This window comes from Actinomadura sp. WMMB 499 (assembly GCF_008824145.1).
Classification (GTDB): domain Bacteria; phylum Actinomycetota; class Actinomycetes; order Streptosporangiales; family Streptosporangiaceae; genus Spirillospora.
In genome coordinates this window covers 5809455-5832741 of the sequence record NZ_CP044407.1, presented here as the reverse complement: position 1 = coordinate 5832741, position 23287 = coordinate 5809455, and the positions used below count along the sequence as shown (strand labels likewise).

Here is a 23287-nt window from a genome sequence, read left to right as displayed (position 1 = left end):
GGCGGCGGCCGGCGGTCAGGCGATCGAGGGCCGGATGGTGCTGCCACCGTCCACGACCAGGGTCTGGCCGGTCATCCAGGAGGCGGTGTCGCCGGCGAGGAAGACGGCGGCGGTGGCGATGTCCTCGGGCACGCCGAGGCGGCCGAGCGGCATGTGCTTGCTGATCGCCTCCTCGTTGCCCTCCCAGAGCCCGCGCGCCAGGTGCGTCTTAACGAGGCCCGGCGCGATGCAGTTGACCCGCACCTTCGGCGCCAGCTCCATGGCGAACTGGCGGCTGAGGTGGATGACGGCCGACTTGGTGGCGTTGTAGTAGCCGATGCCGTGCTCGGTGACCATGCCGCCGACGGACGCGATGTTGATGATCGAGCCGCCGTGCTCCTGCATGGCGCGCTTCCAGGCGAGGTTCGTCCACGAGACGATGGAGAACTGGTTGACCTCGACGGTCTTCGCGGCGGCGGACGGCTCGATGTCGACCATCGGGCCGAAGTACGGGTTCGTCCCGGCATTGTTGACCAGGACGTCGAGCCCGCCGAACTCGGCGATCGTGGCGTCCACGCAGGCGGCGGCCTGCTCGGCGTCGCCGACGTGGGCGGCCTTGGCCAGCACCCGCGCGTCCGGATGGGCGGCGAGGATCTCCTTGGCCGCCTCGTCCAGCCCCTCCTGCTTGCGGGAGGAGAGCACGACGTTGGCGCCCTCGGCCACCAGCGCGGCGGCGATCGCCTTTCCGATGCCCCGGGACGCCCCGGTGACCAGGGCGGTCTTGCCTTCCAGTCCAGTCCGCATCCGCGGTCTCCTTCCACGAGCAGAATCCGACTCGGTCACTGTACCCAAGTGACTGACGAGTCAGTTAGCTGGCCTTCCCCACCATGTTCCAGGACGAACCGGCGGAATCCCTCCACGACGGGCGGGCGGGTGCGGGCGGTCGACCAGACCAGCCCGATCGTGCGGGTCGCGGCGGGCTCGGTCAGGGCGAGGTGGCGCAGGCCGGAGAACTCCTCCCCCGGCCGCGGCGGCGGCACGATCGCGACGCCGAGCCCCGCCGTGACCAGGCCCCGGACGGTCGAGGTCTCCTCCCCCTCGAACGCGATGCGAGGCGTGCCACCGGCCGTCGCGAACAGCTCCTCGGCGAGGGTCCGCAGGTGCGCGCCCTCGCGCAGCGCGACGAACGGCTCGTCCAGGACGTCCCGGACGGACGCGCGCCGCCGTCCCGCGAGCCGGTGCGCCGCCGGGACGGCCAGTTGCAGGCGCTCGGTGACGAGCGGGTGCCAGGTGAGGGCCGGGTCGTCCGGCCGGGGGCTGTTGATCGCGAGGTCGGCGCGGCCGTCGAGGACCATCGCCGTGACGCGCTCGGAGCGGTCCTGGCTGAGCCGGAACGCGACGCCGGGGTGGTGGTCGCGGTAGCGGCGGATCAGGTCCGGGACGAACGAGGGCCCCTGCGTGTGCAGGAACCCGAGGGACACCTCGCCGTGCTCGGGGTCGGCGGCCTGCGCGAGCGCGCGGTGGACGGCGTCCTCGGCGGCGACGAGCCGGCGCGCGTGCTCGGCGAAGACCCGGCCGTACGGGCTGAGCGCGACGCCGCGCCCCGCCCGGTCGAGGAGCGGGTAGCCGAGTTCGGCCTCCAGGCGGGCGACCGCGCGGGACAGTCCGGGCTGGGAGATCCGCAGTTCGGACGCGGCGTTCGTCACATGCCCCAGATCCGCGACCGCCAGGAACCACCGCACGGTGAGGAGATCCATGTAACTCATGATGAATGCGCATCGGTCGCAGAGTAAAGAGTCATTGGACGCATGGATCGTTCCCGGCGGAATCTTGGCGAATGACCGTGACGCTGGAGACGCCCCAACGACACCTACCCGGATCGCCCGGCTTGCGTCGCGTGAACCTGGCACTGTTCGCGGCCGGGCTGACGACGTTCATGTCCCTCTACTCCACGCAGGCCCTGTTACCCGAACTGTCGGCGAGCCTCGGCGTGGCACCCGCGCGGGCGAGCCTCCTCGTCTCCCTCGCCACGGGCGCCGTCGCGGTCGCGGTGATCCCGGTCAGCTCGCTGTCGGAGCGGTACGGCCGGACCCGCGTGATGCTCGTGTCCGCGGCGGCGTCGGCCGTCATCGGGCTGCTGCTGCCGCTGTGCACGTCGTTCCCACTGCTCGCGGCCGGGCGCGCCGTGCAGGGGTTCGCGCTGGCCGGGGTGCCCGCGGTGGCGATGGCGTACCTCGCCGAGGAGGTCGACGGCGCGCACCTCGGCGCCGCGATGGGCCGGTACGTGGCCGGGACCGGCATCGGCGGGGTGCTCGGGCGGGTGGTGCCGGGCGTCGTCACGGACGCCGGCGGCTGGCGCTGGGCGCTCGCCGCGACCGGCCTGCTGGCCCTGCTGTTCACGGCCGCGTTCTGGCTGCTGCTCCCGCCGTCGCGCTTCCACCGTCCGGCCCGCGTCGGCTACCGGGGGCTGCGCACGCACCTGTCGGACCCGGGGATGCGCCGCCTGTACCTCGTGGCGCTGACGGCGATGGCCGGGTTCGTCACGGTCTACAACTTCCTCACCTACCGGCTGCTGGAGGCACCGTTCCACCTGCCGATGGCCCTCGTCAGCCTGATCGCGGTGATGAACCTGGCGGGCTCTGCCGCGTCCGCGCGGGCGGGCGTCCTCGCCGACCGGACCGGGCGGCGCCCCGTCCTCGCCGGGGCGCTCGTCCTCGCCGCGGCCGGGCTCGTGCTGATGTTCCCGCCCGTGCTGCCGCTGGTCGGGGTCGGCCTGCTGGTGTTCACCGTCGGGTTCTTCGCCGCGCACGCGGTGGCCAGCGGGTGGGTCGGCACGCGCGCGTCCGCGCACCGCGCGCAGGCGTCCGCCCTGTACCTGTGCGCGTACTACCTCGGCAGCAGCCTGGGCGGGACGGCCGGGGGCCTCGCGTTCGAGCGCGCCGCGTGGACCGGGACGGGCCTGTACGTCCTCGCCATGCTGGCGGTCGCGCTGCTCGCCGCCACCGGACCTGTCTTGACCGGGCGCTTGGTTGCTAGGCTGCGCCGGTAGGCGATCAAGGCGGGAGGCCGCGCGTGTCCACCACGAAGGAACGTCGACCGGCGATCGACGGCTGGTTCACCGTGCCGGACGAGCCGGGACGGGACGGGGGCGTCCGGCTGCTCGGCACCCGGTGCGCGTCCTGCGGGACGCCGTACTTCCCGCGCAACGAGCTGGCCTGCAGGAACCCGCGCTGCGACGGCCCGCACGACGGCTCGGAGCTGGCCGAGTACGCGTTCTCCGCGCGCGGCCGGATCTGGTCGTACGCCGACTCCCGCTACCGGCCGCCGCCCCCGTACGTCTCCCCCGACCCGTTCCGGCCGTACACGGTCGCCGCGGTGGAGCTCGACGTCGAGCGCATGGTCGTCCTCGGACAGGTCGTCCCGGAGTGCACGGTGGACGATCTGGCCGTCGGCATGGAGGTCGAGCTGACCGAGGGCGTCCTGTACGAGGACGACGACGCCGAATACACCGTCTGGATGTGGAGGCCCGTGCAGTGAGCGGTTCGGTGGCGGTGCTCGGCGCCGGGATGCACCCGTGGGGCAAGTGGGGACGCAACTTCGTCGAGTACGGGCTCGCGGCGGCGCGCGCCGCCCTCGCCGACGCCGGCCTCGCGTGGACGGACGTCCAGTACGTGGCCGGCGCGGACACGATCCGCAACGGGTACCCGGGGTTCGTCGCGGGCGCGACCTTCGCCCAGGCGCTCGGCTGGTCCGGGGCGCGGGTCTCGAGCTGCTACGCGGCGTGCGCGTCCGGCGCGCAGGCCATCGCGTCCGCGCGCGCGCAGATCCTCGCGGGACTGTGCGACGTCGCGCTCGTCGTCGGCGCGGACGCGGCGCCCAAGGGCTTCTTCAAGCCGGTCGGCGGCGACCGCCCCGACGACCCCGACTGGCTGCGGTTCCGCCTCCTCGGCGCCACCAACCCCATCTACTTCGCCCTGTACGCCCGCCGCCGCATGGCCGAGCACGGCGCCACGCTCGACGACTTCGCCGCCGTGAAGGTCAAGAACGCCCGGCACGGCCTGAACAACCCGAACGCCCGCTACCGCAAGGAGGTCGCGCTGGAGGACGTCCGCGCGTCGGCCGTCGTCGCCGACCCGCTGCGGCTCCTCGACATCTGCGCGACCAGCGACGGCGGCGCCGCGCTCGTCCTCACCTCGACGGACTTCGCGCGGCGGCACGGCATCGCCGACCCCGTCCGCATCCCGGCCCTGTCGACGGTGACGCCCACCTTCCCGAAGACGGTCCTCGACCTGCCCGACTTCGCGACCGACTCCGCGATGACCGTCGAACCGCCGGACCGCCCGTTCCGGTCGGCGATCGCGCACGCCGCGTACGAGGAGGCCGGGATCGGGCCGGAGGACCTGTCGCTCGCGGAGGTCTACGACCTGTCCACGGCCCTCGAGCTCGACTGGTACGAGGACATCGGCCTGTGCGAGCCGGGCGGCGCCGAGGAGCTGCTGCGCTCGGGCGCGACGGCGCTCGGCGGGCGCGTGCCGGTGAACCCGAGCGGCGGGCTGGCCTCGTTCGGCGAGGCGATCCCGGCGCAGGCCATCGCGCAGGTGTGCGAGCTGACGTGGCAGCTGCGCGGCCGCGCGGACGCCCGCCAGGTCGAGGACGCGCGCGCGGGCATCGCCGTCAACCAGGGCCTCTTCGGCCACGGCTCCGCCGTGATCGCCGTCCGCTGACCCCGTCCGCTGGGAGTGCCTACGCGACCGTGAAGCCGTCGCAGCCGATGTAGTAGGCGTCCCCGTTGGCGTGGACGTGCAGCCACACGATCGTCCAGGTGCCCTCGATCAGCGGGTACGCCCCGCCCGACCCGGCCCACTCGAAGTCCGTCGGGTAGGTCAGCTCGACCCATTCGCTACCGGTGAGCAGGTGCGGCTTGCTTCTGGCCGCGCCGCTCACGGCGTTGCCGATCTGCGCCCCGCGCGGCACGCGCACTTCGGCCGCCACGTAGTAGTCGGGCGGCGTCTCCCACTTGTAGCGAACGCTGAGATCGACGGTGTCGCCGCTGTGCGGCGTCCGCGGCGCGGAGACCTGCATCTGCCGCTGCAAGTTCGAGTCCTCGGGCCGGAGCGCCGGGATGCACTGGTGGTCGTTCTCGGAGAAGCTCATCTGCTGGTAGTCGTCCGTGGGCTGCTTCAGCAGCAGCTCGTCCGGCGGAGGGCCGCCCGCGGCCCCGGCGCCCGCGCCGGCGCCGGGCGACCCGGCGTCGCCGGACGCGCCGCCCGCCCCCGGCCCCGGGGTCCCGCCCCCGCCCGCCGGGTTCCCGGACGCGCCGGACGCGCTCGGCGTCGCCGCGACGGTCCCGGTGCCGGTCCCGCCCGTTCCGCCGTCGCCGCCGGTCAGGGCGCGGACGGCGAACGCGCCGCCCAGCACCACGACCGCCACGCCCGCGGCCGCGGCGGCGACCAGCGGGCCGCGCCGTCCGCCGAGCAGGCCCCCGGACGCCGGCCCGCCGACGGTCGTCCGGTCCGGGGGGACGAGCCCGGCCGTGACGGCGTCGGCGACGCTCGCCGGGAGCGGCGGGAGGCCGGTCACGCGGCGCCGGTACTCGGGGTCGGACGCGAGCCCGTCCCCGGCCTCGTCCCGCAGCGTCTCCAGCAGCCGCTCGGGGGTGACGCGCTCGGCCGGGTCCTTGCGCGCGCACAGTTCGACGAGTTCGGCGACGCGGGGGTCGGCGCCATCGAGGTCGATCTCGCCGCCGAGGGTGCGGTGGATGATCGCCTCGATGCGGCCGCCGCCGAACGGCGGGCGTCCGGTCGCGGCGTAGGCGATCGTCCCGGCGAGCGAGAACACGTCGGACGCGGGCAGGGGCTGCTGCTCGCGGACGACCTCGGGCGCGACGTAGCCGGGGGTGCCGTTCCACGCGCCGGTCTGGGTGATCTGCGTCTGGCCCTCGCCGCGCGCGATGCCGAAGTCGATGAGGCGCGGCCCGTCCGGGGCGAGGATCACGTTGCCGGGCTTCAGGTCGCGGTGCTGGACGCCCTGCCGGTGGATCTCCAGCAGCCCGTGCGCGAGGGCGGCGAGCAGCCGCATGCAGGTAGCGGGCGGCAGCGGCCCGTGCTCGGCGACGGTCTGCCGGAGCGTCGGGCCGGGCACGTACTCGGTCGCCAGCCAGTACGGCGGCGCCTCGAGCCCGGCGCCGATCATCGCGGCGGCGAACCGGCTGCGGACGCGCTCGACGGTCGCGACCTCGCGGCGGAACCGGGCGAGGGCCTGCGGGCCGTCGAAGTCCTCGCGGATCACCTTGAGGGCGATGTGCCGTCCGGCACCGGTCAGGCCCAGGTACACCTGCCCCATGCCGCCCGCGCCGATGCGGGCGAGCAGGGGGTATCCGCCGATCGCGGTGGGGTCCTCCGGTCGCAGTGGCTCCACGGTCAGCCGCCGTTCCGTCGTGCGCGCATGCCCGGCATGATCTCATTTCGGGTGATCACGCGCGGCCGGAACGGGACGGGCGTTCAGCGGGCCTTGCGGGCGACGTGCAGGGCCCAGCCGATGAGCGGCGCCTGGAACGGCAGGCGCCCGTAGGCGGCGGCGCGCAGCGGCAGCGCGCGGTGCCGCCAGTCGCGGGCCATCTTGATGTTCGCGGGGTACACCGCCAGCATCAGCCCGGCGGTGGCGAGCGCCCCGGCGCGGCGGGTGCGCGGGTGCGCGACCGCGGCGGCGCAGGCCAGCTCGGCGACGCCGCTGAGGTAGGTCCAGGTCCGCGCGCTGCCGGGCAGCCGCTCGGGGACGATCGCGTCGAACGGCTTCGGCGCGATCATGTGCAGGGTGCCGATGGCGGCCATCGAGGTGGCGAGGTGGCGGTGCGCGCGGGACGATTCCGTCATGCCGGGCAGTCTGCCATGTGCGACTGCCCGTCCAATAGTGTCGTTCGCCACGCGGCCGGACCCGGGCCGCCGGGCGACCGGTCAGCGCATCCGGCGGATCTCGTCGATCACCTCGGGCAGCGCGGCGTTCGTGCCGCCGAACCAGTTCAGCAGGAAGGCGATCTGCTCGTCCGTGCAGTCCGCGAGCCGCTCGTGGAACTGCCGGGCGATCGGCTCGAAGTACCGTCCGACGCGCTCGGCGGCGCCCGGGACCAGCTCGACGATCACGCGGCGCCGGTCGTCGGGGTCGCGGGTGCGGCGCACGTGCCCGCTCTTCTCCAGCCGGTCGATGACGGCGGTGATGGCGCCGCCCGTCGTGATCCCCATCAGCTTCGCGAGCCGGCCGGGCGTTTGCGGGCCGTCGAGGGCGAGCGCGTTGACGCACTGGGCGTCCGTGACGTTCATCCCGGACTTGGTCGCCGTCGCGTGATGCAGCAGGACCGTGTACATGGTGTTGCGCTGCAACGCCGACGCCAGCAGCTCGGCGGGCGTCCGTCCGGGCTCGGGGGCCGCCACGACCCACCTCCGTCTCCTCGCGTGCAGAGCGTGCGGAGAGTCTAACGAGCGGCCACGCACCGGCGCGGCGCGGTCGGCGCCGGGCCGGTTCGCGGCGGTTCGGTGAGGGCGCTCAGCAGGCGCAGCTTTCCGGCGGCCTCCGAGCCCGGCTCGGCGGTGCAGACCACCACGTGCACGTCGCTGTCCGGGACGGTCAGCACGTCGCAGTCCAGGCGGACGTCGCCGACGTCCGGGTGGTGGATCGTCTTGCGGTCCGCGACGTGCGCGCCCACCTCGTGCGACGCCCACAGCCCGGCGAAGCGGGGGCTGTGCCGCCGCAGGTCGGCGATCAGCCGGCGGAGCCGGGCGTCGCCGGGGAAGCGCGCGGTGGCGGCCCGCAGGTCGGCGACCATGGCCGCCTCGAAACGCTCCGTCTGCGCCGGGGTGTGACGCACCCGGGACGACGCCCCGGTGAAGTGCCGCCACGCGACGTTGAGGTCGCCGTCGCCGTCCCCGGCGAGCGCGGCGTGCAGCGGGTTCCAGGCGATCGGCGTCCAGGCGGCGTCGTAGACGGCCACCGGGGAGCCGTCCAGCCGGTCCAGCAGCCGCAGGACGCCGGGCGTGAGGTGGGCCGAGACCCGTTCGGGGGCGGGCGCGAGCCGTCCGGCCAGCAGGAACAGGTGGCGGCGCTCGTCCGGCGACAGGCGGAGCGCGCGTGCGAGGGCGAGCAGGATCTGCGGCGAGGGTGACGCGGCCCGGCCCTGTTCCAGGCGCACCACGTAGTCCACCGACATGCCGGCCAGCCGCGCCAGTTCCTCGCGGCGCAGCCCGGCCACGCGGCGGGCGCGGTCGATGGGCAGGCCCGCCGTGGCGGGGTCGGCGCGGCGGCGCCAGGTCCGCAGCGCGACGCCGAGGTCGTTCGCCCGCGCCGATCCGCCGTCGCGTTCTCTCATGTCCTCGACTATAGGAAGCGGGTGCGATGGCGCGGGTGGTACGGCTTTTCCCAGGAAGCGACGGGTACTCCCCCGGTCGCGGCGCGGCGCGCAGGATCGGTGCATGACGATCGCACTGATCACCGGGGCGAACCGGGGGCTGGGCTACGAGACCGCGCGCCGCCTCGTGGCGGCCGGGCACACCGTGTTCGCCGGGGCCCGGGACGCCCGGCGCGGGGCGGACGCGGCCCGCGCCCTCGGCGCCCGGCCGCTGCGCATCGACGTCACCGACGGAGAGTCGGTGCGCCGCGCCGCCGAGCACGTCCGCGACGAGACGGGACGGCTGGACGTCCTCGTGAACAACGCGGGGATCATCGGCGCGCGCAAGCCGGTCGCCGCCACCACCGCCGACGACATGCTGGCCTGCTACGACACCAACGTCTTCGGCGCCGTCCGGGTCTTCGGGGCGTTCCTGCCGCTGCTGGAGCGCGGCGCGGCGCCGGTTGTGGTCAACGTCGGCAGCGGGCTGGGCTCGCTGGCGGCGGCCACCGACCCGGCGGCGCGCGCCGAGCACGTCCCCGCCTGGCTGCCCGCGCTCGACTACGCCTCAGCGAAGGCGGCGCTGCACATGGTGACCGCGCAGTACGCCCACGCCTGTCCGGGCATCCGCGTCAACGCGGTCGACCCCGGCCTGACCGCCACCGACTTCAACGGCCACGCCGGTTCGCGGACGGTCGAGGAGGGTGCCGAGATCATCGTGCGGATGGCCTCGATCGGCGCGGACGGCCCGACGGGCGGGTTCTTCGCGGCCGCCGGTCCGGTGCCCTGGTAGCTCCCACGATTCTGGAAGGAATTCTTCGTGTCCGAAAAGCGCATGGTCGAGTTCGTCTTCGACGTTGCCTGCGTCAACTCGTACCTGATGTTCACCCGGTACTCGCGGGCCGTGCGGCGGTTCCGCGCGGACGGGGGTGAGGTCGAGACGTCGCTGCTGTCCTACCGGTTCCAGCCTGACATCGACCCCGGAGGCGAACCGCTGGTGGAGACGCACCGGCGCCTCCTCGGCGAGGAGGAGGCCCGCGAGGTGCAGGCGACCACGGACTTCGGCGCCGCGGAGGGCCTGCGGGTCGACTTCACCCGTGTGGTCTCCACGAACACGTTCGAGGCGCACCGCCGCATCGCCTGGGCCGTCCGGCAGGAACGGGGCGAGGCCATGACCGAGCGGCTGTTCCGCGCCTACTTCACCGACGGCGTCAACGTCGCCGACCCCGAGGTGCTGGCCCGGCTGGCCCGCGAGGCGGGCGTCGAGCCGGGCGCGGACGGTCCCGAGGAGGTGCGACGGGAACTGGATCGTGTTCGGGGGCTCGGTTTCGTGCGCGAATCCGTGCCCGCCTTCCGGTTCGACGGCGAGCGTGTGATGGCCGGGCAGCGAACCGAGGACGAACTTCTCGCCGCGCTCGCCGGCTGAACCCCCGGTCGTCCGGTGGTGTGGGTCAGGTCATGGCCCGGGACGCCGGGACCAGTATCCGGACGGCCCTATCATGGTTTTTGTTAGGACCGCTAACAAGGGGTCCAGGCAGGCCCCGATCCTCACAAGGGCTCGGGGCCGACCCATAGCGGGCGTCCCGGACGGCCGGTCAGCGGGCCTCCTCCGCGATCTGCTTCGCCCAGCGGTAGTCCGCCTTACCCGCCGGGGACCGCTTCATCTCCTTCACGAACGCGTACGTGCGCGGCACCTTGTAGCCGGAGAGCTCGCGGCGGCAGTGGGCGTCGAGGTCGGCGGCGGGCGGTGCGTCCCCGTCCGGCTGGATCACGGCCGCGACCCGGTTGCCCCAGCGCTCGTCCGGGATGCCCGTCACGACCGCGTCGTACACCCCCGGATGGCCCTTGAGAACGGCCTCGACCTCCTCGGGGAACACCTTCTCGCCACCGGTGTTGATCGCCTGCGAGCCGCGCCCGAACACCGCGATCGAGCCGTCCGCCTCGACCGTCGCCATGTCGCCGGTGAGCAGCCAGCGGCGGCCGTCCACCACGGGGAACGTCCGCGCGGTCTTCTCCGGGTCATTGAAGTAGCCGTGCGCGATGTACCCGCTCCGCGCGACCTGGCCGATGACGCCCGAACCCGGCTCCACCGGGCGCAGCGCGTCGTCCAGGACGGTCACGTTCTCGACGTCCGGCGCGAACCGCAGGCCCTTCTCCGGGGACGACCCCGACACCGCCTCGGCCGTCGACCCGGATTCGGTCGAGCCGAAACGGTCGAGGATGACGCTGTTCGGGAGGAGCGCCTGCAGGCGGTCCCGCACGGTTCCGGTGAGGATCGCCCCCGTCGAGACGAACGCGAGCAGCGACGACGTGTCGTGCTTCCCGGTGGCGAGTTCGTCCGCCAGCGGGATCGCCATCGCGTCGCCGGTGACGGTCACCGAGTTGACCTTCTCGCGCGCGATCGTCGCCCACGCGTCCGCCGCGTCGAACTTGCGGGTGTAGACGAGCGTCGCGCCCATGCACCACGCGATCCAGGTGGCCATCTGCGCGGCGCCGTGCATGAGCGGCGCGATCGGCATCATCACCATCGGGCCCGCGTTGCGCGCCAGCTCCACGACGTCCTCGGGCCGCTCGGGGCGCGGGAACGTCGGGTTCCAGAACGCGAACAGCATCTGCTCGGTGGACCACATGACGCCCTTGGGCATCCCCGTGGTCCCGCCCGTGTAGACGATGTAGGTGTCGTCGCCCGAGCGCGGCGGGAACCCGCGCCCCCCGTCGGCGTCCCGCACCGCGTCGTCGTACCGGACGGCGCCGTCGATGGACGGCGTCCCGCCCACGGCGACGAGGTGCCGCAGCCGGGGGACCTCCGGGACGACCGCCGCGACCCGCTCCTCGAACTCCACGTCGTACAGCAGCGCGACGCTCTCGGAGTCCTGGTAGACGTAGCGGAGCTCGCCCTCGACGTACCGGTAGTTCACGTTGATCGGCACCGCGCGGATCTTCAGCGCGGCCAGCAGCGCCGCCGCGTACTCGACGCCGTTGTAGAGCTGGACGGCGACGTGCTGCCCGGGACCGACCCCGGCCGCCGCCAGATGGTGCGCGAGCCGGTTGGCGTGCTCGTCCAGCTCGGCGTAGGTGAGCCGCCGGTCGCCGCACACCAGCGCGGTCCGGTCCCCGATCGCGTCCGCGACTCCCTCGAACAGGTCAGCGTGGTTGTACTCCATCGGACACCCTCCGAAGGGGGTTTGAGGTGGGGAGGGATGAAAGAGGGGTTGAGCCGTGCGGGGGCGTGCGGGTCACGGCTTCTCGCTGCCGACGACCCACATCGCGTAGAACTGGGCGCCGCCGCCGTAGGCGTGCCCGAGGGCGCGCCGGGCGCCGTCCACCTGGTGCTCTCCGGCCCGGTCGCTGACCTGCATCGCCGCCTCCGCGAAGCGGATCATCCCGGACGCGCCGATCGGGTTGGACGACAGGACGCCGCCGGACGGGTTCCACGGGATGTCGCCGTCGAAGGCCGTCGCGCCCGCCTCGGTGAGCTTCCAGCCCTCGCCGTCGCCGCAGAACCCGAGGTTCTCCAGCCACATCGGCTCGTACCAGGAGAACGGGACGTACACCTCGGCGCAGTCCAGCTCGCGGCGCGGATCGGCGATCCCGGCCTGCCGGTACACGTCGGCGGCGCAGTCCTTGCCGGCCTGCGGGCTGACGTTGTCGCGGCGCACGAACCCCATCGGCTCCGAGCGCATCGCCGTGGCCTGCACCCACGCGGGCTTGCCGGGCGCCTTCTTCGCCGCGTCCTCGGACGCGAGCACCATCGCGCACGCGCCGTCCGACGACGGGCACGTGTCCAGGTAGCGGATCGGCTCCCACAGCATCGGCGTCGACTCGACCATCTCGCGGGAGATGCCGGGGATCCGCAAGTGCGCGTACGGGTTCCGCAGCGCGTTCTCCCGGTCCTTGACGGCGACGAGGTGCCCGATGTGCTCGGGGGCGCCCGACTTGCGGATGTACGCACGGATGTGCGGGGCGAAGTAGCCGCCCGCGCCCACCACCAGCGACGTCGTGAACGGCGAGTTCACCGTCAGCGCCCACGTCGCGTTCGACTCCGACTGCTTCTCCCACGCCAGCGTGAGCACCCGGTCGTGGACGCCGCTGCGGACGAGGTTCGCCGCGACGATCGCGGTCGAGCCGCCGACCGAACCGGCCGTGTGCACCCGGATGAGCGGCTTGCCCGCGGCGCCCAGCGCGTCCGCGAGGAACACCTCCGGCATGACCACGCCCTCGAACAGGTCGGGGGCCTTGCCGACGACGATCGCGTCGATGTCCCGCCAGGTCAGCCCGGCGTCGTCGAGGGCGCGGCGGGCCGCCTCGCGCAGCAGCCCCGCCATCGACACGTCCAGGCGCTTGGTCTTGTACTGCGTCTGCCCGACGCCGATGACCGCACAGGAGTTGGCCATTACTTCTCTCCCGACATCACGCACACGAGGTTCTGCTGCAGGCACGGACCGGACGAGGCGTGCCCGAGCGTCCGCGACGCCGTCCCGTCGTGGATCCGGGCCGCGGCCTCGCCGATCCGGATGAGGCCCGACGCCATCAGCGGGTTCGCCGCGAGGGCCCCGCCGGACGGGTTGACGGCGGCGTCGTCGCCGAGCCCGAGGGCCTCGCGCAGGATCAGCTCCTCGTGGCTGAACTGGGCGTGCAGCTCCGCGACCTCGACGCCGGCCGCGCCCGCCTTCTCCCCCGCGATCCGCGTCGACTCCGAGCGGGTCAGGTCGCGGGCGCCCGGCGAGTGCGGCTCGACGCGGTGGTCGATCCCGGTGATCCACGCGGGCCGCTCGCACAGCTCGCGCGCCGTGTCGCCCGCCGCGAGGACGATCGCCGCGGCGCCGTCCGTCAGCGGTGCGATGTCGTGGGGGCGCAGCGGCGCGATGTCGAAGCCCGCGTCGTCCGCGGGGTCGGGCAGGTCGAGCGCGAACGGGTTGCCGCGGCCGGCCGCCCGCGACCGCGCGGCGATCGCGCGCATGTCCTCGTCCTTGGCGCCCGACTTCTCCATGTACGCGCGCGCCTGCATCGCGGCCAGCGACACGTGGTCGACGCCGAGCGGCGCCAGGTAGTACGGGTCGTGCTGCTGGGTGAAGATCGCGCGGATGTCGTTCTGCGTCGACTTCCCGAACCCGTACACCAGGGCGGTGTCGACCTCGCCGATCAGCAGCTTCACCCACGCCTCGTACAGCGCCCACGCGCCGTCCATCTCGACGTGGCTCTCCGAGATCGGCGGCCACGCGCCGACCGTGTCGAGCGCCGACACGAACGCGAACGGCGCGCCCTGCAGGTAGTCGCAGGACCCCGAGCAGGTGAACCCGAACCGCGTCAGGCCGGTCCGCTCCTTGATCTCGCCGATCACCGGGGCGAGGATCTCGGTCTCCAGGACCCCCTGGTCCTCGCCGCTGTGCTCGCTCTGCGTGAAGGCGACGACGGCTACTTCTCGCATCAGAGGTAGTCCTTGATCTCGTCGAAGGGGACGTCCGGCTCGTCGACGGGCTCGAACCACTTGATGTTGCCCACGCTCGGCGACCATTCCTCGCGCGGCTTCCAGGCGGCCTTCACCCGCATGCCCATCCGGACCTGGTCGGCCGGGACGCCCGCGATCAGCGTCAGCAGCGGGACGCCCGCACCGTCCAGCAGGACGTATCCGGACACGAACGGCACCTCGGGGGCCCGCGGGTCGGGGATGTTGTTCACCGCGTACGTCGTGAGGGTGCCGACGTCCGGCAGCTCGACCTCCTCGGTCGTCGGGACGCCGTCGCGCGGGCACGTCTCCTTCATCGGGACGATGACCGCCTCGCACACCGGGCAGCGGCTGCCGAGGATGCGGCCCTGCGCGATCCCCTCCAGGTACCGGTGCAGGGCCCGCCCGCCGCTCAGCCGGAACTCCAGCTTCGCCTGCGGGTTGATCATCGTGACCTCGGGCAGGAAGCACTCGATGTCGCCGATCGTGCCGGTGCGCTCCGCCCGCCACTTCGGCCGGACCCGCATCCCGGTCTTGAGGAACTTCGGCGCCTCCGCGCCCGCGTCGAACACCCCGGCGTCCAGCGCGTGGACGAGCGCGGTGTCGGCGCCGTCCGGGCGGACCAGCACCCACGCGAACGGACGGTCGAACGGGTGCTCCTTCGCCGGATGCGCGACCCACGACCAGGTCGTGACGGTCCCGACCGGCCCGACCTCGACGAACTCGCCCGTCACGTCGTCGCCGGTGTCGGGGTCGTACTCGGTCGGCGGCACGAGCACGCGGCCCCCGCTCGTCCGGACCCCGACCATGCGGCCGTCCCGCAGCTCGCTCAGGAACCGGCCGATGACCGGGCCGACCGAGCGGGTGTAGCCGCCGGGGAACTCGACGACGTGGTTCACGTCAGATGGCACTCTCACGGTCCTTCCAGTACGGGTCCCTGAGCTTGCGCTTGAGCAGCTTGCCGTTCGGCTCGCGCGGCATCGTCTCGATGAAGTCGATGGTCTTCGGCCACTTCATCTTCGCGAGCCGGCCCTCCAGGGACGCGAGGATCTCGGCCGCCAGGTCCGGGCCCGGTTCGACGCCCTCCGCGGGCTCCACGACCGCCTTGATCTGCTCGCCCCACTCCTCGTCGGGGATGCCGAACACGGCGACGTCCGCGACCTTGGGATGCATGGTGATCTCGTTCTCGATCTCGGCGGGGTAGATGTTCGCGCCGCCCGAGATGATCATGTCGGACTTGCGGTCGGACAGGAACAGGAAGCCGTCCTCGGTGAGGTAGCCGATGTCGCCGACGGTGAAGAAGTCCTTGAGGCGCTCCTTCTCCGTCTTCTCCTTGTCGCCCTTGTACTCGAAGTCCGCACCGGCCATCTTCATGTAGATCGTGCCGTGCGTCCCCGCCGGGACGGGTTCGCCGTCATCGTCCACGATGAGCAGCTCGCTGATCGGCCACGCGTTCCCGACCGTCCCGGGGTGCTCCCGCCAGTCCGCGGGGCTCGCGATCGTCCCGCCGCCCTCGGTCGCCGCGTAGTACTCCCAGATGCAGTCGCCCCACCACTCGAGCATCTGCTGCTTGATCGGCACCGGGCACGGCGCCGCCGCGTGGATCGCCCACTTCATCGACGACACGTCGTACCGGCTCCGGACGTCCTCCGGGAGGGCCAGCATCCGCTTGAAGTGCGTCGGCACCATGTGCGTGTTCGTGACGCGGTGCTCCTGGATCACCCGCAGGCAGTCCTCGGCGCCCCACTTGTCCGTGTAGACGAGCGTGTGCCCCATGTGCAAGGCCGTCCCGCCGAACTGGGTGACCGCCGTGTGGTAGTTCGGCGACGTGATCAGGTGCGCCTGCGGCTCGCCGCCCGCCGGACGCCCCGGGGGAATGCCGAACAGCGTCAGCAGGAACGTCATCAGCTCCGCGCTGTCGTCCGGGTCGATCCCCATCAGCGCGCGCTTCACGCCCTTGGGCCGCCCGGTCGTCCCGGACGTGTAGTGCATCGTGGCGCCGTTGCTGCGATCGTCCGGAAGCCCGTCGGGCTGCCCCTCGACCAGCTCCGCGTAGGGCCGGAACCCCTCGACGTCACCGAACGCGAACCGCCGGTGCGCCTCGATGGCCTCGCCCGCGCGCGCGCCTTCCGCCGCGTACCGCTCGTGGACGAAGAACGCCTTCGCCTCACTGTCCTCGACGATGTAACCGATCTCCGGGCCCGTCAGGTGCCAGTTGATCGGCGTGTAGTACCAGCCGGCCTGCAGCGTCGCGAGGTACAGGACCAGCCCGTCCACGCCGTTCGGCACGAGCCCGCAGACCCCGTCGCCCTTCTCCAGGCCGAGCCCGCGAAGCCCGTGGACGAGCCGGTTCGAGCGCGCGAGCAGGTCTCCCGCGGTGTACCGCGTTCCGTCCGGGTCGACGGCGGCCACCCACTCGGGATCGGCCTGCGCCAACCGCCAAAAGCCCAACGTCCCCATCGGGTCTCCCTCCGTGAGCACGGGTGAGCGCCGTCACACTCCGACGCCCAACGGCCAAAGTAGATCACGTTCTCGTTTTGCAGGGCAAGACCTACCGGCCGGGGAAGACTCTTACTAGAATCTGTTCTCGTTTCTTAGCCTGCAGGAGGGACCGCCGTGGAACGGCTGCCGATCAGCACCGAGCACTGCACCGTCGAGCGCGACGGTCACGTCGTCATCGTCACGATGAACCGTCCGGAGGCGCGCAACGCGTTCAGCGGGAGCATGCTGCTCGGCCTCGCCGAGGCATGGCAGTACATGTCCGACGAGCCCGGGGTCCGGGTCGGGATCCTCACCGGCGCCGAGGGGACGTTCTGCGCGGGCGCCGACCTGAAGGCGATGGGCGAGCCGCCGTCCGACCCCGCGATCAAGGCGCGCATGGACGCCATCGAGAACTGGCACTGGAAGGGCCTGCTGCGCGAGGCGCGCCCCACCAAGCCCATCATCTGCGCGATCGAGGGCTGGGCCGTCGCGGGCGGCACCGAACTCCTGACGGGCACCGACCTGCGCGTCGTCGCCGAGGGCGCCACCCTCGGCCTCTACGAGGCCAAGCGCGGCCTGTTCCCGATGGGCGGCTCCGCGATCCGGCTCCCCCGCCAGATCGGCTACGCCAACGCGATGGACATCCTGCTCACCGCCCGCTCGGTCACCCCGCGCGAAGCCCTCGAGATGGGCCTGATCAACAAGATCGTCCCGAACGGCTCCGCGCTCGCCGCCGCCCGCGAGCTGGCCGACCAGATCGCCGAGTGCGCCCCCCTCGCCGTCCAGGCCATCCTCCGCACCTACCGCGAGACCGAGCACCTCTCCGAGGAGGACGCCCTCAAGATCTCCGACGAGATCGGCTGGCCCGTCATCGGCTCCGAGGACGCCAAGGAGGGCTCGAAGGCGTTCAAGGAGAAGCGCGCCCCCGAATACAAGGGCAAGTAGGACTCACCGGCCGGAGCGCGGCGCGCCCGCCGCACGTGTCAGTTCTGATTCACGGGCCACGCGGCGGCGGGATCGCAGCGCTCCGGGCAGGCCAGGATGTAGACCATGTTGCCGAGGAAGAGAAGCTCGCCGAAGTCCTCGGGACGGCCGGGGAGCATCTCGAACTCGAAGTCCTCCGGGATCTGGCAGACGAAGGCGAGGTCGGCACCGCACGGGCAGCGGTAGCGTTCGGGATCCTGAGCCCAGGCGGGAACCCCGGACACCTTGAACTCGAACCGGCCGTTGCCGCGCTCGTCCGGCGTCTCGGCGAGGGTCAGCCGTCGCGGCTGGAGGAACGGGTCGGAATCGGTCACCGGGTTACCGCCACCGTGCAGCAGGATCCGCCAGAACGCCCCCTCGTTGGGCTCCGGCGGATCGTCCCAGAACCGCCCCGGAAGCTGCGCAGAGCGAGAGCCGGGCGAGAAACACGCCTCGTCGTGCAGGGGGCACTGGAACACCAGCAACTGGTGACCACCGAAGGTCGGCACGTCCGCCGGGATCCCGACCTGGAAGTAGAAGGCCATCCGCCCGCCGCAGTAGCAGGACGGCCACGCCTGACCGGCCGCGAGGACGGGCGACCCGCCGATGGTGTTCCGCGAACCGGCCTCGGCCGGTTCCGTCCCGACCTCGACGATGTACGCCCGCGGGCCGAAAGTCTCGTCATGAAGCTGCGGCATCGCGACATCGTAGGCGATCATTCCCCCGATAGTCGCCCGCTTTTCCACTACAAGGTCGAATTCTCCCTATTACAACGAGCGCGACCCCTGAACCGGGGGCCCGGTTTACCCCGACCGTCCCGCCGTCCGGACGCGGACACCGGCATTGACCAGCAACGATGCAGCGCACGATGATTTCTCCCCTCAAAGAGGGGGAATTGATGACACGCACCTTTGCGGCCGCGATCGCGGCCTGCGGACTGCTGCTCGCCGGCTGCGGCTCGACGCCCGCCCCGCACGCCGCCGAGGAACCCACCCTCGTCGCGGTTCCCGGTACTCCACCGGCCAGAGCGGAGACGTCCCCGGCCGTGGAGAAGCGCACCGTCACCAAGACGCGCGCGATCCCCTTCACGACCAAGAAGGTGGACGACCCGTCCCTCGACAGGGGCGAGATCCGCGTGAAGCGTCGCGGGGCCAAGGGCGTGATGACCTACACCTACGAGGTCACGTACACCGGCGGCGAGGCGACCGACAAGAAGCTGCTGCACAAGAAGGTCACGAAGAAGCCCGTCTCCCGGATCGTCGCGGTCGGCACCAAGTCCGAGCCGCAGTGCGACGAGAACTACAGCGGCGCCTGCGTGCCGATCGCGTCCGACGTCGACTGCGCGGGCGGCAGCGGCAACGGCCCCGCCTACGTCCAGGGCCCCGTCCGCGTGGTCGGCAGCGACATCTACGACCTGGACCGGGACGGCGACGGCACCGCCTGCGACACCTAGATGCCGGCCCTGGGCACCTTGCGAGGAGCTAATCTGGACATATAAGGTCCAGATTATCTCCTCTTGCCGCAGAGGCGCCCATCGTGGGAGCAATCTGGATGTTTCCTAGTCAAGTAGTAGACAGAAACCGTTCGCCGGCTCGGACGCCGCCGGCGGTCCCGGCGGTCGCGCTCGGGATCTTCGCGCTGATGACCTCGGAGCTCCTGCCGGTGGGCCTGCTGTCCCCGATCGGCTCCGACCTGGACGTGTCCACCGGAACGGCCGGCCTGATGCTGACCGTCCCCGGCCTGGTCGCCGCCGCCGCGGGGCCGGTCGTCGCCGTCACCGCCGCCCGCGTGGACCGGCGGGTGCTGCTGGCCGCGCTGGTCGGTGTCATGGCCGTCGCCAACCTGGTCTGCGCGGTCGCTCCGCACTACGCCGTCCTGCTGGTGGCGCGGGTGGCCATCGGCGTGGGCGTCGGCGGGTTCTGGGCCGTCGCGGGCGGGCTGGCGGTCCGGCTGGTTCCCGCCGAGGACGTTCCGCGCGCCACGGCGATCGTGTTGGGCGGCGTCTCCGCCGCCTCCGTCGCCGGCGTCCCGGCCGGGACGCTGATCGGCGAGCTCGGCGGCTGGCGCGCCGCGTTCGCCGCCGTCGGGGTCCTCGGGCTCGTCGCGCTGGCGGGCCTGCTCGCCCTCGTGCCGCCGCTGCCCTCCCGGGGCCCCATCGCCTTCTCGGAGCTGCCGCGCCTGCTGCGGCGCAACACCGGGGTGCGGATCGGCGTGCTCGCCACCTTCCTGCTGGTGACCGGCCACTTCACCGCCTACACCTTCGTCCGCCCGATCCTGGACGAGGTCGGCGGGGTGGACGAGACGCTCATCGGCGCACTGCTGATGGCCTACGGCGTCGCCGGGATCGTGGGCAACTTCGTGGCCGGAACGCGGATCGCGGCGCACCTGCGCGGAACTCTCATGGCGCTGTGCGCCGGGCTGGCGGCCGCGACGGCCCTGCTCGCCGTGCTCCGCCCCGGCCCCGCCGCCGCGTCCGTCCTGCTGATCGCCTGGGGGCTCGCCTACGGCGGGGTGTCGGTGAGCCTGCAGACGTGGATGCTGAAGGCGGCGCCCACAGCGAGCGAAGCGGCGTCCTCGCTGCTCGTCGCCGCGTTCAACCTGTCCATCGCGCTGGGCGCCCTCATCGGCGGTGCCACGATCGACCGCACCACGACCACCGGCGTCCTCTGGGCCGCCGGTCTCCTCGCGCTGCTGGCCGCCGCGGCCGTCGGCGCGTCCCCAAAAACCCGCACGAACTGATCAACCGGCAACGAAAGGCAATCATGTCGCACGACATCATCAACCCGGCCACCCTGCACGACCCGACCGGCTTCGGCTACAGCCACGTCGCCCGCACCCCGGGCGGCCTGGTGTTCATCGCCGGACAGTACGCGTCCGACCCGCAGGGGAACGTCACCTCGGACGACTTCGCCGAGCAGGTCGACCGCTCCCTGGCCAACCTGGGCACCGCCCTGGCCGCCGCGGACCTCGGCTACGCCGACGTCGTGCAGCTCCGCACCCACATCGTCGACCACGACACCGACAAGCTCGCCGTCCTCTCGACCCGGATCGAGCGCATCTGGGGGACCCGGCCGCCCACGCAGACCCTCACCGGCGTGGCCGCGCTCGCACTCCCGGGCATGCTCTTCGAGGTCGACGCCATCGCCGTCGCGTCCCGTCCATGACCGGCCCCGTCGCTCCGCAGGATCGGACGAACGGGCGGCGGCGTGCGCATCCGCTTCATCGGCGCCTCCTTCGTGCAGGGGGTCGGCGATCCGGAGTACCGGGGCCGGTGGCGCCCGCTGCCGGTCATGGACACGGGGGTCAGCGGACCGGTGCGCGCCGGTGGTCGTCGAGAATCACGAGCGGGATATCGCGCTCGGCCCCGTCCTGGTAGGTGTCGTACAGGGGAAAGATCGCAGTCATCCGCCGCCAGAGCGACGGCTTCTCCTGCGGGGTGGCGGTGCGGGCCCGGGCGGTGAAGGTGTCGGCTCCGACCTGGACCGTCACGTGCGGATCGGCGGTCAGGTTGAGAAACCAGGCGGGGTGATGGGCGGCTCCGGCGTTGGACGCCACCAGCAGGTAGCGGTCCCGGTCGCGCCCGTAGATCAGTGCGGTGCGCCGCAGTTTGCCGGACCTGCGACCGCGCGTGGTGAGCAGCAGCGTCGGCATGCCCTGATAAAGGTGGCCCTGCTCGCCGTCGGTGTCGAGGTAGGCGCGGATGTGATCGGCGACCCACGGCGTGGGACTGTCGGAGATCTCTTCGCCGGACGCCGTCATCGGTCGCCCCCCGGGTTCGCCCGACGGGCTGTGGCCGTCCACCAGAAGACCGGAATGAGGACGGCCCCCACGGCCACGTGGGTGAGTGCGAGCACCGTCTTGCTGCCGCCGGTCGCCTCCACGCCGATGAACGGCAGGAACGACGCCGCGAGCAGCGTCAGGGCACCCGCCGTCCAGATCCGCACCGCGTGCGCCGTCAGGCGCTCCAGCCCGGCGAGGACCGCCCAGCCCAGCAGCGACGGCAGCAGCGCGAAGACTCCGATCGCGGCGCCGCCCAGATCCTGTGGTTCCTGCCCCTCCGCCTGGACGACCATGTCGTGGCCCAGCACCGGCTCGCCGATCGCCCAGACCACGAGAGCGGCCGCGGTCGCCCCCACCACGGCCAGCGCCCGCGCGCGTCGCCGTCTTCCGAGGCCGTCCGTCCTGCCCTTGCCCGCGTGCAACGTCATGGCCACCCCTTAAGGTGCTGGATATTTTAGAAGCTGAAGCATCTCTCCAGTGCGGATCATAGGGCATTACTTAAGGAGCTGAACAGTCGAGCGGCTGAAGTGGCGGCTAGGCTGCGGACATGAGCACCCAAGCCGACGCCGGAACAGACGAGGTCGCGGTCGAACTGAGTGGCCTGGTCTTCGAGGTCACCGGGCGGCTGCGTGCCCAGTTCAACGCTGCCGCGGCGGAACTCGACCTTCCCCCTGCCCAGGCACTCGTCCTGGTGAACCTGTCCGCCCCCGCCCCGATGCGTCACTTGGCCGACTGGCTGTCCTGCGAGCCGTCCAACGTCACCGGAATCGTCGACGGCCTGGAACGCCGCGGCCTGGTGACCCGCCGGCCCGCCGCAGGGGACCGCCGCGTCAAGCACGTCGTCCTGACCGAAACGGGCGAGCGCCGCCGCGACCGGTTGCGCTCCAGCAGTCAGGCGCTGGCCAGTACCCTCTTCGCACTTCCCGGCTCCGACCAGCGACACCTGCGCGATCTCCTGGCGCGCGTGCTGGGCCGTCCTCCGGCGGAAGCCGACACGGCCACCACCTGAGACTCCCGTCTCAGCGGACGTCCGCGTCCGAGCAGAACCGACAGCAGGACGCCCGGAAGACGGCCCAAGAGGACTCGCGCTCGTTGGACATCGCCCTCGAGACCGTCGAGGCGATCCAAGAGGCTGCTGCACAAGAAGGTCACGAAGAAGCCGCCGGCCATACGGCGAAGCAGCAGATCAGTGCGAAAAATGAGAGATCGGACCTTCACCCGGCGATCCTAAGACCCGGAGCCGACACCACCGCCGGGTCGAAGTCCAGCAACATCAGGGGATCGCGCTCCAGCCAGGACTCATGTCCAACGTGCGCGCCGGTGAGGCCGCCTCGAACGCCACCCACCATGCCTCCACCAATGGCACCCGCCGCAACCCGCTCTCGGCGACGTACCGGACCTCGAACTCGCCCTCCGCCGGAGGCTCCCCGACCCCACCAGGTACGGCGCGCAACCTGGTCACAAGGCGACACTCTCCGCCTTCCCAGCCAACTGCGGAGCGGGCTCCGACAACGACCCCTGAACACCGACACGTTCGCCTGGACAGGACGCCGACCGGGTGCAGAACGTCAGTCCCGGGCCTTGGCCGTCCGCCAGAGGACGGGGATGAGGGCGGCACCGACGGCCGCGTGCGCGAGCGCGAGCACCACCTTGGCGCCGCCCGTCGCCTGCACGCCGGCGAGCGGCAGGAACGACGCCGCGAGCAGCGCAAGCGCACCGGCCGTCCAGATCCGGGCCGCGTGCGCGGTCACGCGCTCCAGCCCGGCGAGCACAGCCCAGCCCAGCAGCGACGGCAGCAGCGCGAAGATCCCGAAGGCGGCCGCCCCCACGTCCTGCGGCTCCTGCCCCTCCGGCCGGACGACCAGGTCGTGCCCCAGCACCGGTTCCCCGATCGTCCACACCACGAGAGCGGCCGCGGTCGCCCCCACCACGGCCAGCGCCCGTGCCCGCCGCCGTCCCCCCAGGCCGACCGTCCCGCCCCTGCTCGCTTGCACCGTCATAACACTCCCTCACTACTGGATGTCCGAACTGCCGAAGCACTGCCCGAGGTAGATCGACAGGGCATCACTCGAGGAGCCGAACGTTCCAGCGACTTAAGTAGGGGTTACTCCGCAGAGGCGCACCTCCTCGGGCGGGCGATCGCGAACCGCTCGAGACCAGCCCCACCGTGGCCCGGCTCCCGGCGCGCAGCGCACGGCCCGATGCCGAGGCGTCGCCGCCGCGCCCGGCCGGTGTCCTGGAGCGCCCGCCCGACTGGCCGT

Annotated in this window: 25 protein-coding genes; 10 read left to right on the top strand and 15 right to left on the bottom strand. The window is 72.4% G+C overall.

Features of this window, described 5'->3' with window-relative positions; translation table 11 throughout:
- Positions 1-15: 15 nt before the first annotated feature.
- The gene (locus tag F7P10_RS26280) at positions 16-783 is read right to left on the bottom strand and encodes an SDR family oxidoreductase (RefSeq protein WP_151013156.1); all 768 of its coding nucleotides are present in this window, start codon (positions 781-783) and stop codon (positions 16-18) included.
- A 35-nt stretch (positions 784-818) separates the two neighbouring features.
- Positions 819-1736, bottom strand: a complete 918-nt coding sequence (locus F7P10_RS26275) for a LysR family transcriptional regulator (RefSeq protein WP_176611661.1) — start codon at positions 1734-1736, stop codon at positions 819-821.
- Positions 1737-1876: 140 nt separating this feature from the next.
- Here F7P10_RS26275 and F7P10_RS26270 point away from each other — a divergent pair, with 140 nt between their 5' ends.
- The 3 genes from F7P10_RS26270 to F7P10_RS26260 are packed head-to-tail and all read left to right on the top strand — an operon-like array spanning position 1877 to position 4703.
- A complete protein-coding gene (locus F7P10_RS26270; RefSeq protein ID WP_254716026.1) occupies positions 1877-3028 on the top strand; it encodes an MFS transporter in 1152 nt (383 codons plus the stop codon).
- Between the two features lie 23 nt (positions 3029-3051).
- A complete protein-coding gene (locus F7P10_RS26265; RefSeq protein WP_151013151.1) occupies positions 3052-3516 on the top strand; it encodes a Zn-ribbon domain-containing OB-fold protein in 465 nt (154 codons plus the stop codon).
- 29 nt (positions 3517-3545) lie between these two features.
- Entirely contained in the window at positions 3546-4703 is a 1158-nt protein-coding gene (locus tag F7P10_RS26260) for a lipid-transfer protein (protein WP_151018300.1), read from the top strand.
- Between the two features lie 19 nt (positions 4704-4722).
- Here F7P10_RS26260 and F7P10_RS26255 read toward each other — a convergent pair whose 3' ends face one another.
- The 4 genes from F7P10_RS26255 to F7P10_RS26240 all read right to left on the bottom strand — a co-directional run bounded on the left by F7P10_RS26255 (position 4723) and on the right by F7P10_RS26240 (position 8338).
- Positions 4723-6396: a serine/threonine-protein kinase gene (locus tag F7P10_RS26255; RefSeq protein WP_151013149.1), complete on the bottom strand. Its 1674-nt coding sequence runs from the start codon at positions 6394-6396 to the stop codon at positions 4723-4725.
- A gap of 83 nt (positions 6397-6479) precedes the next feature.
- Positions 6480-6851: a hypothetical protein gene (locus F7P10_RS26250; protein ID WP_176611659.1), complete on the bottom strand. Its 372-nt coding sequence runs from the start codon at positions 6849-6851 to the stop codon at positions 6480-6482.
- An 81-nt stretch (positions 6852-6932) separates the two neighbouring features.
- A complete protein-coding gene (locus F7P10_RS26245) occupies positions 6933-7406 on the bottom strand; it encodes a MarR family winged helix-turn-helix transcriptional regulator (protein ID WP_218040143.1) in 474 nt (157 codons plus the stop codon).
- Positions 7407-7447: 41 nt separating this feature from the next.
- A complete protein-coding gene (locus tag F7P10_RS26240) occupies positions 7448-8338 on the bottom strand; it encodes a helix-turn-helix domain-containing protein (protein ID WP_151013147.1) in 891 nt (296 codons plus the stop codon).
- Positions 8339-8441: 103 nt separating this feature from the next.
- Between F7P10_RS26240 and F7P10_RS26235 the strand changes: the two genes are divergently transcribed.
- Both F7P10_RS26235 and F7P10_RS26230 read left to right on the top strand, forming a co-directional pair.
- Positions 8442-9149 carry an SDR family NAD(P)-dependent oxidoreductase gene (locus tag F7P10_RS26235; RefSeq protein ID WP_151013145.1) on the top strand — a complete coding sequence of 236 codons (708 nt, stop codon included), beginning with the start codon at positions 8442-8444 and terminating at the stop codon, positions 9147-9149.
- A gap of 27 nt (positions 9150-9176) precedes the next feature.
- Complete coding sequence (locus tag F7P10_RS26230; RefSeq protein ID WP_151013143.1) at positions 9177-9782, top strand: DsbA family protein; 606 nt, start codon at positions 9177-9179, stop codon at positions 9780-9782.
- Between the two features lie 169 nt (positions 9783-9951).
- On the opposite strand, the gene F7P10_RS26225 is transcribed toward F7P10_RS26230, so the two are convergent.
- From F7P10_RS26225 to F7P10_RS26205, 5 genes are all read right to left on the bottom strand, one after another.
- Complete coding sequence (locus F7P10_RS26225; RefSeq protein WP_151013141.1) at positions 9952-11520, bottom strand: acyl-CoA synthetase; 1569 nt, start codon at positions 11518-11520, stop codon at positions 9952-9954.
- A 72-nt stretch (positions 11521-11592) separates the two neighbouring features.
- The gene (locus F7P10_RS26220; RefSeq protein WP_151013140.1) at positions 11593-12750 is read right to left on the bottom strand and encodes a thiolase domain-containing protein; all 1158 of its coding nucleotides are present in this window, start codon (positions 12748-12750) and stop codon (positions 11593-11595) included.
- Complete coding sequence (locus F7P10_RS26215) at positions 12750-13784, bottom strand: thiolase domain-containing protein (RefSeq protein WP_151013138.1); 1035 nt, start codon at positions 13782-13784, stop codon at positions 12750-12752. The genes F7P10_RS26220 and F7P10_RS26215 overlap by 1 nt, the downstream gene beginning before the upstream one ends.
- Positions 13784-14713, bottom strand: coding sequence for a Zn-ribbon domain-containing OB-fold protein (locus tag F7P10_RS26210; protein ID WP_254716025.1), 930 nt, complete (start codon positions 14711-14713; stop codon positions 13784-13786). The genes F7P10_RS26215 and F7P10_RS26210 overlap by 1 nt, the downstream gene beginning before the upstream one ends.
- Positions 14703-16262, bottom strand: a complete 1560-nt coding sequence (locus tag F7P10_RS26205; RefSeq protein ID WP_151013136.1) for an acyl-CoA synthetase — start codon at positions 16260-16262, stop codon at positions 14703-14705. The genes F7P10_RS26210 and F7P10_RS26205 overlap by 11 nt, the downstream gene beginning before the upstream one ends.
- Positions 16263-16418: 156 nt before the next feature.
- Here F7P10_RS26205 and F7P10_RS26200 point away from each other — a divergent pair, with 156 nt between their 5' ends.
- Entirely contained in the window at positions 16419-17228 is an 810-nt protein-coding gene (locus tag F7P10_RS26200) for a crotonase/enoyl-CoA hydratase family protein (RefSeq protein WP_151013134.1), read from the top strand.
- A gap of 38 nt (positions 17229-17266) precedes the next feature.
- Here the strand turns inward: F7P10_RS26200 and F7P10_RS26195 are convergent, their stop codons facing one another.
- Entirely contained in the window at positions 17267-17944 is a 678-nt protein-coding gene (locus F7P10_RS26195; protein ID WP_151013132.1) for a hypothetical protein, read from the bottom strand.
- 200 nt (positions 17945-18144) lie between these two features.
- On the opposite strand from F7P10_RS26195, the gene F7P10_RS26190 reads away from it, so the two are divergent.
- The 3 genes from F7P10_RS26190 to F7P10_RS26180 all read left to right on the top strand — a co-directional run bounded on the left by F7P10_RS26190 (position 18145) and on the right by F7P10_RS26180 (position 20410).
- Positions 18145-18699, top strand: a complete 555-nt coding sequence (locus F7P10_RS26190; protein ID WP_151013130.1) for a G5 domain-containing protein — start codon at positions 18145-18147, stop codon at positions 18697-18699.
- Positions 18700-18887: 188 nt separating this feature from the next.
- On the top strand, positions 18888-19985 hold the full coding sequence (locus F7P10_RS26185; RefSeq protein ID WP_254716024.1) for an MFS transporter: 1098 nt from the start codon (positions 18888-18890) through the stop codon (positions 19983-19985).
- Positions 19986-20008: 23 nt separating this feature from the next.
- Positions 20009-20410 (top strand): RidA family protein, encoded by a 402-nt coding sequence (locus tag F7P10_RS26180; RefSeq protein WP_151013127.1) that lies wholly within the window; start codon positions 20009-20011, stop codon positions 20408-20410.
- 139 nt (positions 20411-20549) lie between these two features.
- Here the strand turns inward: F7P10_RS26180 and F7P10_RS26175 are convergent, their stop codons facing one another.
- The gene (locus F7P10_RS26175) at positions 20550-21005 is read right to left on the bottom strand and encodes a nitroreductase family deazaflavin-dependent oxidoreductase (protein WP_151013125.1); all 456 of its coding nucleotides are present in this window, start codon (positions 21003-21005) and stop codon (positions 20550-20552) included.
- A complete protein-coding gene (locus F7P10_RS26170) occupies positions 21002-21454 on the bottom strand; it encodes a DUF6069 family protein (RefSeq protein WP_151013123.1) in 453 nt (150 codons plus the stop codon). Before F7P10_RS26170 ends, F7P10_RS26175 begins: the two co-directional genes overlap by 4 nt.
- 119 nt (positions 21455-21573) lie before the next feature.
- On the opposite strand from F7P10_RS26170, the gene F7P10_RS26165 reads away from it, so the two are divergent.
- Positions 21574-22035: a MarR family winged helix-turn-helix transcriptional regulator gene (locus tag F7P10_RS26165; RefSeq protein WP_151013121.1), complete on the top strand. Its 462-nt coding sequence runs from the start codon at positions 21574-21576 to the stop codon at positions 22033-22035.
- 559 nt (positions 22036-22594) lie between these two features.
- On the opposite strand, the gene F7P10_RS26155 is transcribed toward F7P10_RS26165, so the two are convergent.
- Positions 22595-23026, bottom strand: a complete 432-nt coding sequence (locus tag F7P10_RS26155; protein WP_151013119.1) for a DUF6069 family protein — start codon at positions 23024-23026, stop codon at positions 22595-22597.
- Positions 23027-23287: the final 261 nt, after the last annotated feature.